The 17,461-nt window shown below is 58.0% G+C and carries 16 protein-coding genes; 10 read left to right on the top strand and 6 right to left on the bottom strand.

Annotated features, from left to right (window positions below; all coding sequences use genetic code 11):
* Nucleotides 1-55 precede the first annotated feature (55 nt).
* Nucleotides 56-1,198 (bottom strand): uroporphyrinogen decarboxylase/cobalamine-independent methonine synthase family protein, encoded by a 1,143-nt coding sequence (locus tag GS12_RS14995; RefSeq protein WP_034948440.1) that lies wholly within the window; start codon nt 1,196-1,198, stop codon nt 56-58.
* A gap of 155 nt (nt 1,199-1,353) precedes the next feature.
* Nucleotides 1,354-2,904, bottom strand: coding sequence for a multicopper oxidase CueO (cueO, locus tag GS12_RS14990; RefSeq protein WP_034948438.1), 1,551 nt, complete (start codon nt 2,902-2,904; stop codon nt 1,354-1,356).
* A gap of 177 nt (nt 2,905-3,081) precedes the next feature.
* Between cueO and GS12_RS14985 the strand changes: the two genes are divergently transcribed.
* The 3 genes from GS12_RS14985 (at nt 3,082) to speD (ending at nt 5,235) form a co-directional block, all read left to right on the top strand.
* Entirely contained in the window at nt 3,082-3,429 is a 348-nt protein-coding gene (locus GS12_RS14985; RefSeq protein WP_034948436.1) for a YacC family pilotin-like protein, read from the top strand.
* A gap of 111 nt (nt 3,430-3,540) precedes the next feature.
* Nucleotides 3,541-4,398 carry a polyamine aminopropyltransferase gene (gene speE / locus GS12_RS14980; protein ID WP_034948434.1) on the top strand — a complete coding sequence of 286 codons (858 nt, stop codon included), beginning with the start codon at nt 3,541-3,543 and terminating at the stop codon, nt 4,396-4,398.
* A 27-nt stretch (nt 4,399-4,425) separates the two neighbouring features.
* Complete coding sequence (gene speD, locus GS12_RS14975) at nt 4,426-5,235, top strand: adenosylmethionine decarboxylase (RefSeq protein WP_034948433.1); 810 nt, start codon at nt 4,426-4,428, stop codon at nt 5,233-5,235.
* A 46-nt stretch (nt 5,236-5,281) separates the two neighbouring features.
* Here speD and GS12_RS14970 read toward each other — a convergent pair whose 3' ends face one another.
* Genes GS12_RS14970 through dtnK form a run of 3 tightly spaced genes read right to left on the bottom strand, consistent with a single transcriptional unit; the run spans nt 5,282 to nt 8,306 of the window.
* Nucleotides 5,282-6,046, bottom strand: a complete 765-nt coding sequence (locus GS12_RS14970) for a DeoR/GlpR family DNA-binding transcription regulator (protein ID WP_034912355.1) — start codon at nt 6,044-6,046, stop codon at nt 5,282-5,284.
* A gap of 6 nt (nt 6,047-6,052) precedes the next feature.
* Entirely contained in the window at nt 6,053-7,033 is a 981-nt protein-coding gene (locus GS12_RS14965) for a D-threonate 4-phosphate dehydrogenase (protein WP_034948431.1), read from the bottom strand.
* The gene (gene dtnK / locus GS12_RS14960; RefSeq protein ID WP_034948430.1) at nt 7,026-8,306 is read right to left on the bottom strand and encodes a D-threonate kinase; all 1,281 of its coding nucleotides are present in this window, start codon (nt 8,304-8,306) and stop codon (nt 7,026-7,028) included. The genes GS12_RS14965 and dtnK overlap by 8 nt, the downstream gene beginning before the upstream one ends.
* 203 nt (nt 8,307-8,509) lie before the next feature.
* Between dtnK and GS12_RS14955 the strand changes: the two genes are divergently transcribed.
* From GS12_RS14955 to GS12_RS14935, 5 genes are all read left to right on the top strand, one after another.
* The gene (locus GS12_RS14955; protein WP_034948429.1) at nt 8,510-9,658 is read left to right on the top strand and encodes an iron-containing alcohol dehydrogenase; all 1,149 of its coding nucleotides are present in this window, start codon (nt 8,510-8,512) and stop codon (nt 9,656-9,658) included.
* Nucleotides 9,659-9,675: 17 nt separating this feature from the next.
* The gene (locus tag GS12_RS14950; protein WP_034948427.1) at nt 9,676-10,560 is read left to right on the top strand and encodes a dihydrodipicolinate synthase family protein; all 885 of its coding nucleotides are present in this window, start codon (nt 9,676-9,678) and stop codon (nt 10,558-10,560) included.
* 42 nt (nt 10,561-10,602) lie between these two features.
* A complete protein-coding gene (locus GS12_RS14945) occupies nt 10,603-11,553 on the top strand; it encodes a phosphoglycerate dehydrogenase (RefSeq protein WP_034948425.1) in 951 nt (316 codons plus the stop codon).
* Between the two features lie 65 nt (nt 11,554-11,618).
* On the top strand, nt 11,619-12,938 hold the full coding sequence (locus GS12_RS14940; protein WP_034948422.1) for an MFS transporter: 1,320 nt from the start codon (nt 11,619-11,621) through the stop codon (nt 12,936-12,938).
* 138 nt (nt 12,939-13,076) lie between these two features.
* Complete coding sequence (locus GS12_RS14935) at nt 13,077-14,426, top strand: Nramp family divalent metal transporter (RefSeq protein WP_034948419.1); 1,350 nt, start codon at nt 13,077-13,079, stop codon at nt 14,424-14,426.
* 13 nt (nt 14,427-14,439) lie between these two features.
* Here the strand turns inward: GS12_RS14935 and yacL are convergent, their stop codons facing one another.
* Nucleotides 14,440-14,802 (bottom strand): protein YacL, encoded by a 363-nt coding sequence (gene yacL / locus GS12_RS14930; protein ID WP_034912337.1) that lies wholly within the window; start codon nt 14,800-14,802, stop codon nt 14,440-14,442.
* Nucleotides 14,803-14,976: 174 nt separating this feature from the next.
* Here yacL and GS12_RS14925 point away from each other — a divergent pair, with 174 nt between their 5' ends.
* Both GS12_RS14925 and GS12_RS14920 read left to right on the top strand, forming a co-directional pair.
* Nucleotides 14,977-15,894 carry a LysR family transcriptional regulator gene (locus GS12_RS14925; protein WP_034948416.1) on the top strand — a complete coding sequence of 306 codons (918 nt, stop codon included), beginning with the start codon at nt 14,977-14,979 and terminating at the stop codon, nt 15,892-15,894.
* A 137-nt stretch (nt 15,895-16,031) separates the two neighbouring features.
* The gene (locus tag GS12_RS14920; protein ID WP_034948412.1) at nt 16,032-17,459 is read left to right on the top strand and encodes a M20 family metallopeptidase; all 1,428 of its coding nucleotides are present in this window, start codon (nt 16,032-16,034) and stop codon (nt 17,457-17,459) included.
* The last annotated feature ends 2 nt before the right edge of the window (nt 17,460-17,461 follow it).

The raw sequence follows: 17,461 nt of genomic DNA, 5'->3' as shown, positions 1-17,461 counted from the left end.
AACGGGCGGCGCTTCTTGCCGTCTGGCACACGTCCTGGCATTCACACGACGCTCGTTACCGCGCCCACAGCTTCTGGCTGGCCAGGTCTGCCCCGGCACGCAGCGCGCGGAATTTTTCGCGCACCACCGAGGGATGCACTTCCGGTTTATAGGTGGCCTGTGATGAGAAGCCGCAGTCCACGCCCGCAATGACGTTTTCTTTGCCAACGCGCTCCGCAAAGCGGATCAGCCGTTCGGCGACCAGTTCCGGGTGCTCGACGGTGTTGCTGGCGTGGCAAATCACGCCGGGGATCAGGCGTTTTCCCTGTGGCAGTTTGACCTGCTCCCAGATGTGATATTCATGCTCATGGCGCACGTTCCCCGCTTCAAAAGAGTAATCGCCGACGTTGAGCGCTAACATGTAGTTCACGAACTCAATGAACGGCACGTCGTGAATACGTGGGCCTTCGTTGATGCTGTAACAGGTGTGATAGCGGATGCGTTCCTGCGGAATACCGCGCAGCGCATGGTTGAGGATCTGAATATAATCATCCGCTTTGTCGCGGATCTGTGCGCTGGTCAGGTGACGATCGGCAAACAGATCGGGCAGGAAAGGATCGTCGATTTGCAGACTGAAACCCGCGTCGATCGCCGCCGTATACTCCACGCGCAGCGCCCCGGCGACGGCGGCGAGGTAGTCGCTTTCGCGCGCATAAAACTCATTGCTGCCGACGCCGGTTGGCGCAACGGACGGCACAAAGGCATGCTGTGCAGACGACGCATCGACCGCATCGCGCAGGTTTTTCAGATCGCGCTGTAGCTGTTCGGTGCCGTGATAGCTGACCGGCCCGGTGCAGGCAACCGGGACAAAGGGAACCAGGTTGCCACCCAGCATCGCTTCGCCAAAGTAGTGCTGATAATACTCCGGAAAAGCTTCCACTTCGGCATCAAAGGCGGCGTAGCCCTGGCCGGGACGCGGCTCGAAGCCGGAAATGCGATCGCGCACGTAGGCGAAAAAGCCGACTTTCGACATTTCACCGTCCGCTACGATATCAATTCCATCGGCAACCTGCTGCTCAACGGAGGTGAACACCGCGTCGCGGATGCCGGCTTCCAGCGCCGGATGATTGTTCGCGCCCTCAATGTTTGCTTTCATCACATCAAGCAGCGTCTTCGGACGCGCCAGGCTGCCGACATGGGTGGTTAAAATACGTGACACTATTTTTCTCCCTGAGTTGTTATCAAAAATTAGAGATAGTTACACAACGGTGAATACTGTCGATTTATAATTAACCGCAAACTTTGGCGACATCATACCTTTTCCAGACAATTTATTGACCAGTAATTTCCGATTAATCATTGGGTAAACGCGCTTCACGCGCTCACCGTAAAACTCAGCATCATGCCGGTGTCTTCATGTTCTAACAGATGGCAGTGCGCCATATAGGGGCTCTCTTTCGTGGTCAGATGGTTAAAGCGCACCAGTACCTCACTGCGCCAGCCCTCCACGCGCACAATGTCCTTCCAGCCCTGACGATGCGATTCGGGCGCCTTGCCGTTTTCGGAGACAATACGAAACTGCGCGCCGTGAATATGGAAAGGATGAAGCATTTCATCGCCTTCACCGGAGATCGTCCACTTCTCGGTTTCGCCACGCTTAACGTCAAACGCAGGAGACGTCATATCAAACGCGGCGCCGTTGATTTTGTTGCCGTGCATCAGATCAAGCGGCGCCACATCTTTTTTCTCCGCAGGCGCAGCGTTGTCGTGCCCGTCACCGCTCATGTCCGCCATCGCTGCATGACCGTACTTTTCCATCAGCATCAGCCTGCCGCGCCGCTCAAGTTCAGGATCCATCGACATCTGTAGCCAGCGGCTCTTCAGGCCTGCCTGTGACGGCAGCGCAGGGAGGTTAACCAGCGTATCCGGCAGCGTGCCGCTGGCCATAACCTGCAAGGGAACGACGCTCAGAACCGGCAACGGCTGATCAAACGGCGCCAGCGTCATGCCCATCTGGCGCACCGGCAGCGTATGCAGATCGAAGGGTTTGCCGTCGTGGGTGTCCACCAGCACTTCAAAACGCTCGCCCGGCATCATCAGCAGGGTTTGCAGCGCAACCGGTTCGCCAAGCAGGCCACCGTCGCCGCCAATTACGTAGAGCGTACGTCCGTCGCTGGCGGTCAGGTTGAGCGATCGCGCATTGCAGCCGTTCAGCAACCGCAGACGTAGCCAGCCGCGCGGCACGGCCTGCCGTGGATAGATTGCGCCGTTGGTCAGCATCACGTTGCCGAACCAGCCCACCGTCGCACTCATCTCATCCAGCGCATAGTCGATTTTGCCGCCGTCTACGCTCAGCCGTTTGTCCTGAAGCACCACAGGAATGTCATCCACGCCCCAGATTTTCGGCAACAGCAGCTTTTCGGTCGCATCGTCTCTGACCACTAACAGGCCCGCCAGGCCCTGCGCCACCTGATAGCCACTGCGCATGTGCGGATGCGGATGGAACCAGCAGGTGGCGCCTGGCTGATCCGGCGTAAAACTTACGCTGCGGCTGTCGCCTGGTGCAATCAGTGCCTGCGGGCCGCCGTCGGCCTCGCCGGGCACCTCCAGACCATGCCAGTGAACCGTGGTCGCTTCCGGCAGCGTGTTGTGAATAGCGATCGTGACCGGCTTGCCGCGATCGAGCAGCAATGCCGGGCCGAGCAGGTTGCCGTTATAGCCCCAGGTCGACACCGACTGGCCTCGCCAGGTGGTGGTCCCCTGCTGCGCCGTCAGGTTCATGATGCCGCGCGGATCGGGCGTTATCAGCGTGGGGATCGGCATCGCCGGCTGCGACTCAGCGGCCATCAGCGCGCGGCTCCAGAACGGCAGCGCGCTGGCCGCGCCCATCGCGGCGCTCAGCTTGATAAAATCACGTCGTTGCATTAAATCTGTCCTGTGCATTTGTCTGCGGTCAGGATAACCCGTTCTCACCCGATAAGGTCAAGTTTCCATGGCTGGCCTTGCGGACGCGATAAAGAAATAGCGACGCGGGTGAAAATTGCCTGAAGCCTGCCGATAACTGTGTTAACGTTTGGTTATTGCCACCCCTTGAGAACAGTTATGAAGAAACGCATCAAGGCTCTGTTGTTATTGAGCCTCTTTGGCTTCTCGTCAACGAGCTTTGCCCTGAGCGAGTCGGAAGCAGAAGACCTGGCGGATTTAACCGCCGTTTTTGTCTATTTAAAGAATGACTGCGGATACCAAAACCTGCCGGATAACCAGATTCGCAAGGCGCTGGTCTTTTTTGCTGAACAAAATCGTTGGGATCTGAGCAACTACGCCAGCTTTAATATGAAATCGTTGGGTGAAGCGAGCTATCGCGATCTGAGCGGCATCGCCGTGTCGAACGATAAAAAATGCAAGTCTCTGGCCCGCGACTCTCTCAGCCTGCTCGCCTACGTCAAATAATCCTCTGCTTTCCCCTCTCTGCTGATAATTTGACCGTGCAACCACGGTCAGAGTTAGCTATTATGTCGCGCCCATTTTTCGTGGCTGTTATCAGGAAGGAGAGCCCCTACCATGGCCGATAAAGAGATGTGGTATGAAACGCTTCATGCCGGGTTCGGACAATATTTTTCTGTCGACAATATCCTGTACCGTGAAAAAACCGGCCATCAGGACCTGGTTATTTTCGAAAATGCGGCGTTTGGTCGCGTCATGGCGCTGGACGGCGTGGTACAAACCACCGAACGCGATGAATTCATCTATCATGAAATGATGACGCACGTGCCCTTGCTGGCGCATGGAGACGCAAAGCGCGTCCTGATCATCGGCGGCGGCGATGGCGCGATGCTGCGCGAAGTCAGCCGACACAAAAACGTTGAACAGATAACCATGGTAGAAATTGACGCAGGCGTGGTGACGTTCTGTAAGCAGTATCTGCCCAACCACAGCGCAGGCGCCTATGACGATCCGCGCTTTACGCTGGTGATTGACGACGGCGTGAATTTTGTCAGCCATTGTCACGAAAAATTTGACGTGATTATCTCTGACTGCACCGATCCGGTCGGGCCAGGCGAAAGCCTGTTCACCTCCGAATTTTATGAAGGCTGCCGCCGCTGTCTGAATGAGGGTGGTATTTTTGTTGCGCAGAACGGCGTCTGTTTCCTTCAGCAGGATGAGGCGATCGGCAGCCATCGCAAACTGGGTCACTATTTCAGCGACGTCAGCTTTTATCAGGCAGCGATCCCAACCTACTACGGCGGCATCATGACCTTTGCCTGGGCAAGCGATAACGCTGCGCTGCGCCAGCTTGATATCGCAACATTGCAGGCGCGCTTTACCGCCGCGAATCTGACCTGCCGGTATTACAATCCGGCAATCCATAACGGCAGCTTTGCTCTGCCGCAATATCTGTTGAATGCGCTGGCCAACTGACCGGGCATTTTAAGGGGGTGAACGAAATTGCAAAAGCTGAAACTACATGGCTTCAACAACCTGACCAAAAGCCTGAGTTTTTGTATCTACGATATCTGCTACGCCAACACCGATGCTGAGCGTGACGGATACATTGCGTACATTGATGAGCAGTATAATGCTAACCGCCTCACTGAGATCCTGAGCGAAACCTGCTCAATCATTGGGGCAAACGTGCTGAACATCGCGCGCCAGGACTATGAGCCACAGGGCGCCAGCGTCACCATTCTGGTCAGCGAAGAGCCTGTTGATCCAAAAGATATCGATAACTCTGAACATCCGGGTCCGCTGCCCAATTCGGTGGTTGCACATCTGGATAAGAGCCATATCTGCGTGCACACCTATCCCGAAAGCCACCCGCAGGGCGACCTGTGCACCTTCCGCGCGGATATCGAAGTTTCAACCTGTGGCGTTATTTCGCCGCTGAAGGCGCTGAACTACCTGATCCACCAGCTGGAATCCGATATCGTCACCATCGATTATCGCGTGCGTGGTTTTACCCGCGACGTGAAAGGCGTGAAGCACTATATCGATCATCAGATCAATTCGATTCAGAATTTTATGTCGGACGATATGAAGTCGATGTACGACATGATGGACGTGAACGTTTATCAGGAGAATATGTTCCACACCAAAATGCTGCTGAGAGAGTTCGATCTGAAGCACTACCTTTTTAACACCAAACCGGAAGACCTCAGCCCGCTGGAGCACAAGCGGATTACCGATCTGCTGTGGAAGGAGATGCGTGAGATTTACTACGGGCGCAATATTCCGACCGTCGGATTGAAAACGCTGTAAAAAGAGAACGAAAAAACGGGCGGCCCGTAAGCCGCCCGTTTTGCTTTCAGGGCTGCGTCAGCGTCAGGTTGAACCCTTGCCCGCTCAGTTCACGCCGCTCTTCCTCACCCAACCGCGCGTCGGTAATGATATCGGTCAGCGCATGCAGCGGCGTGACGCAGAACAGCGACCATGAGCCATATTTGCTGCTGTCCGCCAGTAAAACGCGGCGACGCGCGTTCGCCAGCAGATCCTCTTTCAGTCCGGCCTTCTCTTCCGTTGGCGTGGTTACGCCCTTCTCCAGGCTCCACGAGTTACAGCTCACGAACGCCACGTCAGGATTGATGCTGCGCAACAGGCGGCGGCCGTGCTCGCCGATACAGGACTGGCTGGAGTCGTCGATACGCCCGCCAATGATCGTCACTTCAATCTGCTTAAACTCCGACAGGAATAGCGCAATATGTAAATCCGAGGTGATCACCCGCAGCGGCAGATGCGTAAGCTGGCGCGCGAGTTCAAGCATAGTGGTGCCCGCATCCAGCACCACCGAATCGCCGGATTTTACCCGCTCAGCCGCCGCGCGCGCGATAGCCTGCTTTTCTGCCAGGTTTCGCTGCATTTTCTCCACCGTGGTGGGCTGTGCAGGAATAAAGCGATTGAGGGTCACGCCGCCGTGAGTGCGACTGACCACGCCTTCGCGATCGAGTTTGATTAAATCCCGCCGGATGGTGGCGGGCGATGCGGAGATCGCTGCCACCAGCTGATCGACGGTCACCAGATTATGGCTTTTCAGATAGTCCATAATCTGATCGAGGCGACTTTGTCCCTTCATATCTTCTTATGCGAGTTGCATTGCCAGCTTGATGGAGATCGCCATGCTCTCAGACTTCGCTTTTCCTGTCCAGGCAATATCAAATGCGGTGCCGTGGTCAGCGGAGGTGCGGATAAACGGCAGGCCGGCGGTAATATTCACCCCGTCATAAAAGCCCAGAAGCTTAAGCGGAATGTGTCCCTGGTCGTGATACATCGCGACGACGATGTCATATTGCCCTTCATAGCACTGGAGAAAAACGGTGTCCGGCGGGCACGGGCCGTAGACGTTATAGCCCTCCGCCTTCATCGCCTCAACGGACGGGCCGACGGTGGTAATCTCTTCGTCACCGAACAGGCCGTTCTCGCCAGCGTGCGGATTGACGCCCGCCACGGCGATGCGCGGATTGTCAAAGCCGACGCGCTTGAGGAAGGTGTCTGCCATGCGCACCACCGTCTCAACCCGTTCCCGGCTTAGCGTATCGAGAAACTTACGCAGCGCGATATGCGTGGTGACATGAATCACCTTCAGGCGATCGGTGTAGAGCACCATGGCATAGTCTTTGCTGTTGGTCAGTTTTGCCAGCAGCTCGGTGTGCCCCGGATAGAGATGCCCGGCAGAGTGCAGCGCCTCTTTATTCAGCGGCGCGGTGGCGATAGCCTGCACTTCGCCCGCCATCGCCAGTTCAGTGGCGCGCTTCACGCAGCGGTAAGCGAGATCGCCCGCTTCAGCCTGCACCACACCCGGCTTTAATGCGTCAGGATCGGCCAGCGGCTCATCAATCACGTTAATGATGCCCGGCGCGAAGTGCGCCCCGGCCACGTTATTCAGCACGCGCAGTTCAGCCTGCGGCGTAATGCCTTTACTCAGAATCCGTCGCAGCGTTGCCGCGCATCCGACCACCACGGCGGGCGCACCGGAAAGTTCGCCCTCAGCAAGTGATTTGATGATAATTTCCGGGCCAATACCCGCCGGATCGCCCATGGTTACCGCAATTACGTTATTCACTCGCCTTCTCCTCAATAAAACGGAATACGTCTGTTAGTGTGTTTTCATCACCAAAGCCTCCGGCCTTAGTCAGCACCAGCAGGTTATTTTTTGTGTTGAGCAGGCGGCCGTATGGGACACAGCCCGCCACCTGCCCCTGAATCTGAAAGCCCGTGGCATCCATTCCGCGCGATACGGCTATCGCCACGTCGCCGCCGGATAAATAAAGGCCCGCAGGCTGAACATCGCGCAGGATGACGCGCGTCAGCTCGGCAAGAAAATCACAGATGCGCTCACCAAGCTGCTGGCGCGTGACGTCGTGACGCGTGCACAGCGCATCGATTTCCAGCCGCTGTCCGGCCTGTTGGCAGGTCCGAATAATGCAATGGCGCCCTTCACGCAGCGCGTCGACCGCGGCCGTTTGCCACGCGGTGGCCTCGGGCCAGGCAGGCATAGTGAAGAGTTGTGTGATATCAACATCCACCACCGCCGTTTTACCCTGCTGCGCGCAGGCTACCTGCCGGGCGGCGATGTCGCTCATCGAGCCGATCACCGCTAATGCAGGCGCGGCGGGCGCGTCGGCCAGGTGCGCGCTGAGCGCATCACTCAGTCCGGCGGCCCCGACCAGCAGCGGCCGATCGTTGAGCTGCGCGGCAGCCTGCATGATGCGATGCAAATCACTGTCGCTTTCCGCATCCAGCACAATCATCCTCTCGCCCGCCGCCATAGCGCGTTGCAGCGCCTCTGCCAGTCCGGGCTGGCGCACCGTCGCCAGCGCAATTTGCCCGACGGACAATTCGCTCTGCGCCCGAAACCGCGCCGCCACGCTGGCCTGCGTCACCGGCGTTTTTGGATCGCTGGCAAATTCTGTTTCGGTAAGCAGCACGCCGTGGATATAGCACTGTCCTTCCCGCGTGATGCGGCCCAGGCGCGGCACCGCAGGCACGATCAATGCTACTTTCGCCTCGCTGGCCAGCAATGCTGCCTGCGTTTCCGCGCCGGGATTGCCGCGCAGCGTGGAGTCGATCTTTTTAAATACCCAGCCGCTGCGCGCCACCTCGCGCCAGTTATCGAGTGCATCGTGCGTGCGTCTTGACGCTTCTGCGCCGTCAACGGCGCGGCTGTCGGTACTGATGACCCAGACATCCGCCTCTGCGGATTCAGCCTGTGCCGTGCTATCGAACAACACGTTGACTCTGGCGCCTGCCTGCGCAAACCCCGTTCCGGCGTCGTTCGCGCCGGTAAAGTCATCCGCAATGACCAGCACGGGCGTTTTCCACTGTCGTTGCGTCATATTTACTCCTGGATCCGATAAGGTGGGTGATGCCCACCCGAATGATTATATTCAATCATGATTGATTATATGTGAGCAAGATCAAATTAATTGAAATCAATATATCCTATAAAATTAGGCACTACTCGTAGAGACGGGCGAGCAAATGATGAAATGCAATCATTCCAGTGCAACAGCGAATGGAAAGAAACAAGGTAAGGCAAATGAATATAAACAGCACCGTCATCAGCGGCTACCAGACGCTTAACGACATCGGCTATCTGCTTAAGGGACACCAGCACGTTCTTCTGGTGACCGATAAAAACATCTCCAGCATCCCTGCGGTTCAGGCGCTGACTGAGCAACTGCACGCAAAGGTTCAGACGGTCAGCAAAATCGACACCGTGCCGCCAGAACCCAGCCAGCACGACGTGGCGGAAATTGTGTCAGCGCTGGATGCTTCAGGCGTGGATTTGGTGATCGGCGTGGGCGGCGGCAGCGTGCTGGATGTGGCGAAGCTGTTATCCGTACTGTGCGTGGAAGACGCACCGACGCTGGACGCACTGCTGAACGGCGAAAAACCGCAAACGCGTACTGCCTCGCTGCTGATCCCCACCACCGCAGGCACCGGTTCGGAGGCGACACCAAACGCGATTCTGGCGATCCCGGAGCGTGAAACGAAAGTCGGTATTATTTCGCCGGTGATGCTGCCGGACCATGTGATCCTCGCACCGGAACTGACCACCAGCATGCCCGCGCACATCGCCTCGTCTACCGGTATCGACGCGCTTTGCCATCTGATCGAATGCTTTACCGCAACCGTATCGAATCCGGTGAGCGATAACTATGCGCTGATCGGCATGAAAAAGCTGTTTGCCAGCCTGGAAATCGCGGTTGCCGAGCCGGACAACCTCGCTGCGCGGCTGGATATGCTGTGGGCCTCTTACTATGGCGGTGCCGCGATTGCTCACGCCGGTACGCATCTGGTTCACGCCATGTCCTACCCGCTTGGCGGCAAATACCATATTCCGCACGGCGTCGCCAACGCGATCCTGCTGGCGCCCTGCATGCGTTTCGTGCGTCCGGCGGCGGTGAGCAAATTTGCGCAGGCGTACGATCTGCTGCCTGATGCCAATACGACACTGAGCGAAGAGGAGAAATCCGTCGCGCTGGTGGACTATTTTTCCGCGCTGGTTAAACGCCTGAAGCTGCCCGCCAGCCTTGATGAACTGGGCATTAATTCGGATCACCTTCCCTATCTGGTTGAGGCCGCGCTGGACGTGCAGCGCCTGATGAAAAACGTGCCTGCCACGGTGAATGCCGATGACGTCCGTGACGTCTATCTGACGCTTTTTCCGGCCCGGAATCACTAATCGCTTACGAGGACATTATGAGTAAAAAAATTACCGGCGTATTAACCGCTATCGTCACGCCTTTTACCGCCGACGGCGACTATAACGAAGCGGCGATGCGGGTGCAGATCCAGCGCCAGCTCGCCGCAGGCAACGGCATCTTCTGCGGCGGCACCAACGGCGAATTTTTTGTTCTGAACGCCGACGAGAAGCTGGCCGTCGCCAAAACCTGCATGGACGAGGTTGCAGGCAAAGCGCCGGTAGTGGCGCACATCGGTGAAATCTCCACGCGTGAAACCATCCGCCTCGGCAAACAGATTGCCGCGCTGGGCGTGGATGCCGTATCGGTGATTACGCCGTGGTTCGTACCGCTGAAGCAGGAAGAGCTGATCGCGCACTACGAGCAGGTGGCGGATGCGCTTGAGGTGCCGATCTTCCTTTACAACATCCCGGCGCGCACCGGCAACACGCTCCAGCCGGAAACAGTGCGCAAGCTGGCAGCGCATCCGAACATCATCGGCATCAAGGACAGCGCAGGCAGCTATGAAAGCCTGAGCGGCTTTTTGCAGGCCGCCGAGGGCATCGACAATTTCGACGTGCTGAACGGCCCGGACTCGCTTATTCATCAGGGCTTCGTTGACGGCTGCTCCGCCTGCATCTCCGGCCTGGCTAACGTTGCGCCGAAAGAGATCAATGCCATTTGGGAACGCTTCAATGCGGGCGATATCGACGGCTCGCGTAAGGCACAGGAGAACGTTACCGGCCTGCGCACCGATCTCTACAGCGTGGCGTTCTCTCCGGCGGCGGTGAAAAAAGCCGTGGCGCTGATGGGCCATGACGTTGGCGAAAGCCGCTACGCGGTGCGCTTCAGCGCCGACGAAGCGCAGCTTATTCGTCAGATCGTCAATCAGTACACGCAATAAATTTATGCGGGCGCTGCCCGCTTTCACACCGGGACAATCAAGATGAAAGTGATTTGTACATCACCCTCTTTTGCAAAATATGACGACCAGCCCGCTACCACGCTGCAACAGCAGGGTTTTGAGCTGGTCGTTCTGCCTGCCGACGCGCCGCTGAGCGCGCTGGAACCACACCTGGCGAATACCGTGGCGATGATCGTGGCTTTCACTGCGGTCAACGATGCGCTGCTGGATCGCGCGCCGCAGCTCAAAATCGTCTGCAAACACGGCGTGGGCGTCGACAATATCGATCTGGACGCCACCAAAGCACGCGGCATTTATGTCACCAACGTGCCGGATGCCAATAAACACGCGGTGGCCGACTTTGCCTTCGCGCTGATCCTTAATGCCGCACGTCAGATAACACAGGCGGCCGTTGAAACGCGCGCGGGCAAATGGCCGCGCATTTTTGCCACCGATGTCTATGGCAAAACGTTGGGGATTATCGGGCTGGGCAACATCGGCAAGCAGGTCGCACTGCGCGCCAGCGGCTTTAACATGCGCGTGCTGGCGTTTGATTTTTACCCTGATGAGAAATTTGCCGCCGAGCATAACGTTGAGTTTGTCTCGCTGGATGCGCTGACCGCGCAGAGCGATTTTATCACCCTGCACACGCCGCTGACGCCGGAAACGCGCAACCTGTTCGACAGCAAACGCATCAGCGAAATGAAGAAGTCGGCGTTTTTAATTAACGTCTCGCGCGGCGGCGTGGTCAATGAAGCCGATCTCTGTCGCGCGCTCGCCGACAAGGTGATTGCCGGCGCGGCAGCCGACGTCTTCGACAGCGAGCCGCTGGAGACGCATCCGCTGTTCTCGCTGGATAACTTTATTCCTACCTCACATATCGCGGGCTATACCGACGGCGCCATCGGCGCCATCGGCGAGCGCTGCGTGCAGCAAATTATTCAGTGCGTGAAAGAACAGCAGCGGCCAGTCAACGTGATGAACGCGCTGTAAGGCTCTGCCATGAAAAAGCCGGACGCCGATCCGGCCCATAACAACCTTTGTACCGGGTAAAAACTATGAATACGACTGCTGGAAATACACGTATCCGTTGGTGGATCGCGGGCCTGATGTGGCTGGCTATCGCGATCAACTATATCGACCGCACCGTGCTCTCCGCGGCGGCGCCGCACCTGATTGACGAACTGAGCCTTGATCCGGAAATGATGGGTTTTATTATGGCGGCGTTTTTCTGGTCTTACTCGCTGCTGCAAATCCCGGCAGGCTGGTTCGCCGACCGCTTCGGCCAGAAAAAAGGGCTGGGGCTGGCGGTCGCCTGGTGGTCAATCGCGACCTCGATGATGGGGCTGGCGACCGGCTTTAAATCACTGCTGGCGCTGCGGCTGGCGCTGGGCGTCGGTGAAGCGGCGGCCTATCCCAGTAACGCAGGCATTACCGCGCGCTGGTTCCCGGACAAAGAGCGCGCCACGGTTTCCGGCCTGTTTGACAGCGCCTCGAAATTTGGCGGCGCGGTGGCAATGCCGCTGATCGTCTGGATGATCTACATGGTCGACTGGCGTCTGACCTTTCTGATCATCGGCGCGGTGGGTCTGCTGTGGGTGATCGCCTGGTACTTTATCTATGCAGAGAACCCGGAAGATCATAAACACATCAGCCGCAGCGAAGTGAGCCTGATCCGCGACGGCCAGTTGCGCAAGCACGGCGACAAAAACGTTAAGCCGATGAAATGGTACAAGCTGCTGCGCTATCGCAATATCTGGGCGATGTGTATTGGCTTCTTCACCATCAACTACACCTCCTATTTCTTTATCACCTGGCTGCCAACCTACCTGGTGAAAGAGAAAGGGATGGATTTCATTAAGATGGGTATGATCGCCGCGCTGCCGCTGCTGTGCGGGATGATTATCGAAGTCGCCGCCGGTTGGGCGTCGGATCGTATGGTGCATAAAAAAGTGCTGTCGCTAACCGCCACCCGCAAGCTGTTCCTGACTATCGGCCTGCTGATGGCGCTCTGTATCGGCTTTGCGCCCTTTACCGACTCAGTATTCATGACCGTTTTCCTGCTCTGCGTGGCGAAATCCGGCACCACCGTGGCCGCTTCGCAGGTATGGGCGCTGCCGGGCGATGTCGCGCCGAAAAACAGCGTGTCGATAGTCGCCGGCCTGCAAAACACCGTGTCGAATTTGGGCGGCGCCGTGGGCCCGATTGTGACCGGCGCCATCGTCGCCGCAACAGGCTCCTTCACCTGGGCGCTGGTCTTTTCGGCCGTGCTGGTCGTCGTCGGCATCATCAACTACCTGTTCCTGATGGGTAAAGTCGAGCCTATAGAGGAGGACGAACCGGCCCACGCAGGCGCGCCTTCGCCAGGACGCGTTTAACGTTAACGCACGCAATTTCATGTCTGAACAATAACACCTGCCGCGGGGCGCGTCGTAACAACGTGCCCCGCCCGACCCTACAGCGAGCGGCAAAAGAGCACAATGCCATGCCACTCGACCCTACCGTGAGGCTTCATCATGAGTAGTACATCGCAACAGGAAGCAACCCTCTCCAATGCCGACCACCGCCTTCCCACCACCGTAAAAGGCTACGTGCGCAGCTTTGGCCCTGGCCTGGTGCTGGCCATGACCTTTCTCGGCACCGGCGATCTGGTCGCGTCGACCGTGGCGGGCGCGAACTATGGCTATGATCTGCTCTGGACGCTGGTCATTGCGCTGCTGGCACGCGGTTTTATGATCTCCTATATCGCCAAATACACGCTGATGAACCGCTTTGGCGATAACGATATTATTCAGGGCTACAAGCGCGTCTGGCGCGGTTTCCCGCTGTTTTTCGGTATTCTGATCGCCATCGTCGCCTTTGTGGTACAGATGAGTTTTTTACGTGCCGGGGCGGTCGGCCTCTATCAGCTCTTCGGCAAAGCGGGCGGAGAAACCTGGGGCGTGTTCCTGTGGAGCGTGGTGATCGTCGGCATGACGTTATTGATGATGCTTACCCGCAATCAGTATCGCCACCTTGAAACGCTGGCCCGCGTGGCGTCGGTGATCATGGTGGGTTCTTTTCTGTATGCCATGTACAAGGTCGGTCATTTTGATTTCAGCGGCTTTATGCGCGGCCTGACCTTTGGCCTGCCGGAGAACGCCGGGCCGTTCTTTGCGGTATTTATTGCCGTATCCACCATTGGCGCGATCGGCGGTTCCACCAGCAACCTGCTCTATCCGGGTTTTATGCGCGATAAAGGCTGGGTTGGCCCGAAATACCGCAAGCTTCAGCAACTGGACCTGCTGTTCGGCATGCTGCCGATGCTGGTGATCAACGTGCTGTTCTGGAGCGTGGCGGCAGAAGTGGTTCACGGTTCCGGCAATACCATCGCCGATGAGAGCGATCTCTCTGCGATGATGCTCAGCGTGGTTGGCCCGGTTGGCCCTTATCTGCTGTGGATCTGTATTTTTCTCGCCAGCTTTACCAGCTTTCCGTCGCAATCGCGCGGTTTCTGCTCGCTGATTTTTAGCTGTGTGCATCACGGCGGCAGGCTAAACGAGCGCTATGCCACGCCGGATGATAACCCCTGGTTCAAGCGCGTGCAGATCGGCGTCTATATCATTCTGCCGATTATGGTCACCCTGCCGGGCGCGCCGGATCTGGTGGTGCTGAATATTCTGGGCACCAGCGTCGCCACCTCGCTGGTGCTGCCGCCGCTGCTGATTGGGTTATTCATCATGACCAGCCGCAAACGCTTTATGATGGAAGGCCAGGCGAATCGCCTGTGGGAGCAGGCGCTGCTCGGGGTGATTTCGCTGATTGGCATCTGGTCGACCTTCGAGATTGTGCGTAACTTTTTTCGGCAGGTGCTGCACGTCCTGTAAATAACCGGGGCGCTCAGCGCCCCTGCATGAAGGCCCGCCAGGCGGCGACTACCGCCAGAAAATCCTCCACGCCGCAGAAACACAGGCTCTCTTCGTCATAGTAGTTCATGCCCTCTTCCAGCTCATCACCTTCAAAACTGAGCAGGTTGGCGCGCACGATCACCTCTTCCTCATCCATCCACAGCGTATATTCGCGCCCCACGCGCTGCCACTGCCGCTCGCTGCCTTTTATCTCTTTCACCGCTGCCTCGACCGCGTCGAGTACCGATGCATCGCCATCCACTTCTTCATTAAACCAGTGGCCTAACGCTTCGTGGCCCATCGTCATGCGCACCTTCACCGCACCGGTGACGTCGCGTAAAAATTCATATTCCATCCTGCTCTCCCCTGACCACAGGCGCACCTCAATGGTGCATTTACGCCGTGACAAAATCGCATTATCGCAGGCGAGCGCCTGAATAAAAGCGATTCAGGCATAACTTCTCACTGTGGCGCGTTTTTTGCGTGTTTCCCGTGTCGGTTTCCTTTTCGTCCACAATGAGGTTTTACGATGGAGCTGAAATGGTTTGAAGATTTCCTGAGCGTGGCGCGCTGCTACAGTTTCACCCGCGCCGCCGACGATCGACATATTACCCAGTCCGCACTCAGCCGCCGCATCAGGCAGCTTGAAGAGTGGCTGGGCGTCCCCCTTTTCGACCGAAAAACCTATCCCGTCACCCTGACGCCTGAAGGCCAGGCCTTTTTAAACACCGCCAGCGAAACGGTTTTTTCACTCGGCCATTTGCGTAGCGATCTGCACCAGCGCTACCAGTCGCGCACCTCGGTGCTGCGCTTCGCCATGCTGAATACGCTGTCGTTAACCTTCTTTCCGAACTGGATCGAGCAGCTCAAACGGCAGCAGCAGCTTGGCTATATCCGGCTGTGCGATCAGAAACCCACCTTTGTTGAGCACATCTCTCAGCTTCACTCGGACGAAACGGATTTTTTGCTGACCTACGCGCACGACGCCGTCGGGCTTATTCAGCAGCTTAATCACTACCCGATGCTGCGACTCGGTCGGGAGCGGGCCATCGCCGTGTGCCGCCCGGACAGCGACGGCAGGCCGCTCTACCCGGTGGGCATCAGCCAGGCGCCGGTGCCGTTTCTCAGCTACGGGCAGCACTCTTTCTTCGCTCATGCGCTGGCGCGTTCGCCACAGATTGCCTCGCTGCCGCTGGTGGCCATTTATGAAAACGGCATGTCGATCAACCTGAAGGCCATGGCGCTCTCCGGCGGCGGTGTGGCCTGGCTGCCGGAGAGCCTGCTGAAGGCGGAGTTGGAGAGCGGTGCGCTGGTCAGAGCGGGCGACAGCCGCTGGGATATGCCGCTGGATATCCGGCTCTATCGCCAGCCGGTGCTGCGCGCAGAGGCGGCAGAGGCGTTCTGGCAGTGCGCCGTCGACGGCGAGAAAACCCCGTCGGCCGCCTGAAAACGGAAACTATGCAATTTTGGAATGGGGCAGGCAAATTGCTCATTGGTAATTAACTGCGCTTCTCTTGCATGCTGAAAACGCACCGGGCCTGCGCGGCCTTCGTTTCTTACCCAACATGCCTTCTGGGGACAACCATGCAAAACAAAGCGTTAGTCTGGAAGTTAGTGGATGCGCACCGCACCGAGTTCTGTGAACTGAGCGACAGGGTCTGGGGTATGCCGGAAATTTGCTACACCGAATATCGTTCGGTGGCCGAGCACACCGCCATGCTGAAGCAGCAGGGATTTCGCGTTACCGAAAACGTGGCGGAGATCCCCACCGCGGTGATGGGCGAGGCGGGCGAAGGCGGGCCGATTATCGCCATCCTCGGCGAGTACGACGCGTTGCCGGGCCTGAGCCAGGCTTCCGGCGTGGCGCATCCGTCTCCCCTGCCGGGCAACGGTAACGGCCACGGCTGCGGCCATAACCTGTTGGGTTCCGCCGCGATGCTGGCGGCAACGGCGCTGAAAGAGTGGCTGGCAGAAAGCGGGCTGCCGGGCCGGGTTCGCTATTACGGCTGCCCTGCCGAAGAGGGCGGCGCGGCGAAATCATTTATGGCCCGCGCGGGGGCCTTTGACGGCGTGGATGTGGCGATCACCTGGCATCCCAGCGGCCATCACGAAGTGGCCAAGGCGCTGTCGCTGGCCAATACCCGCATGGATTTCTTTTTCACCGGCCGTTCGTCGCACGCCGCCGCGTCGCCGCATCTGGGCCGCAGCGCGCTGGACGCGGTCGAACTGATGAACGTCGGCGTGCAGTTTCTGCGCGAGCACGTGCCGCAAGACTCCCGCATTCACTATGCGATGCTGGACTCTGGCGGCATTGCCCCCAACGTGGTGCAGGCAAAAGCAGCGGTGCGCTACGCCATTCGCTCGCGCGACGTGCACGGCATGTTCGAATTAAACGAGCGGGTGAAACGCGTGGCGGAAGGCGCCGCGCTGATGACCGATACCAAAGTGGAGATCAGCATCATGAGCGCCGTTTCCAACCTGCTCGGCAACCGTCCGCTGGAGGAGGCGATGCAGCGCAATTTTGAGGCGCTGGGCACCGTTCCCTTTGACGAAGCTGACCTGGCCTTTGCCGCCGAGATCCAGGCAACGCTCAGCGCAGAAGAGATCGCCAGCGACTACCGCAAGGCCGGGGTGAAGCCCAACAATCCCAAACCGCTCAGCGACTTTATTATTCCTCTCGATACCCACGGCGAAACGATGATCGGCTCCACCGACGTCGGCGACGTGAGCTGGGTCATTCCCACCGTTCAGGCGCACGTGCCAACCATGGCGCTGGGCACGCCTGGCCACTCGTGGCAGCTCACCGCGCAGGGGAAAATGCCCGCCGCGCACAAAGGGCTGACGCATGTGGCAAAAATCATGGCCGCCACCGCCGTGGACGTTCTCACCGACAAAATGCTGCTGGCGCAGGTGAAAAAAGCCCATTTCGAGCAGACCAGCGAAACGCCTTACCGCTGCCCGATCCCTGCGGAGGTGAAACCGCCGATTCAGCCACGCCCGGACACGCTGTAAAC

It is taken from the genome of Erwinia oleae (assembly GCF_000770305.1).
GTDB classification, from domain to species: Bacteria; Pseudomonadota; Gammaproteobacteria; order Enterobacterales; family Enterobacteriaceae; genus Erwinia; species Erwinia oleae.
The sequence above is the reverse complement of the archived record's forward strand: the minus strand, read 5'-3'. Positions and strand labels throughout refer to the sequence as shown.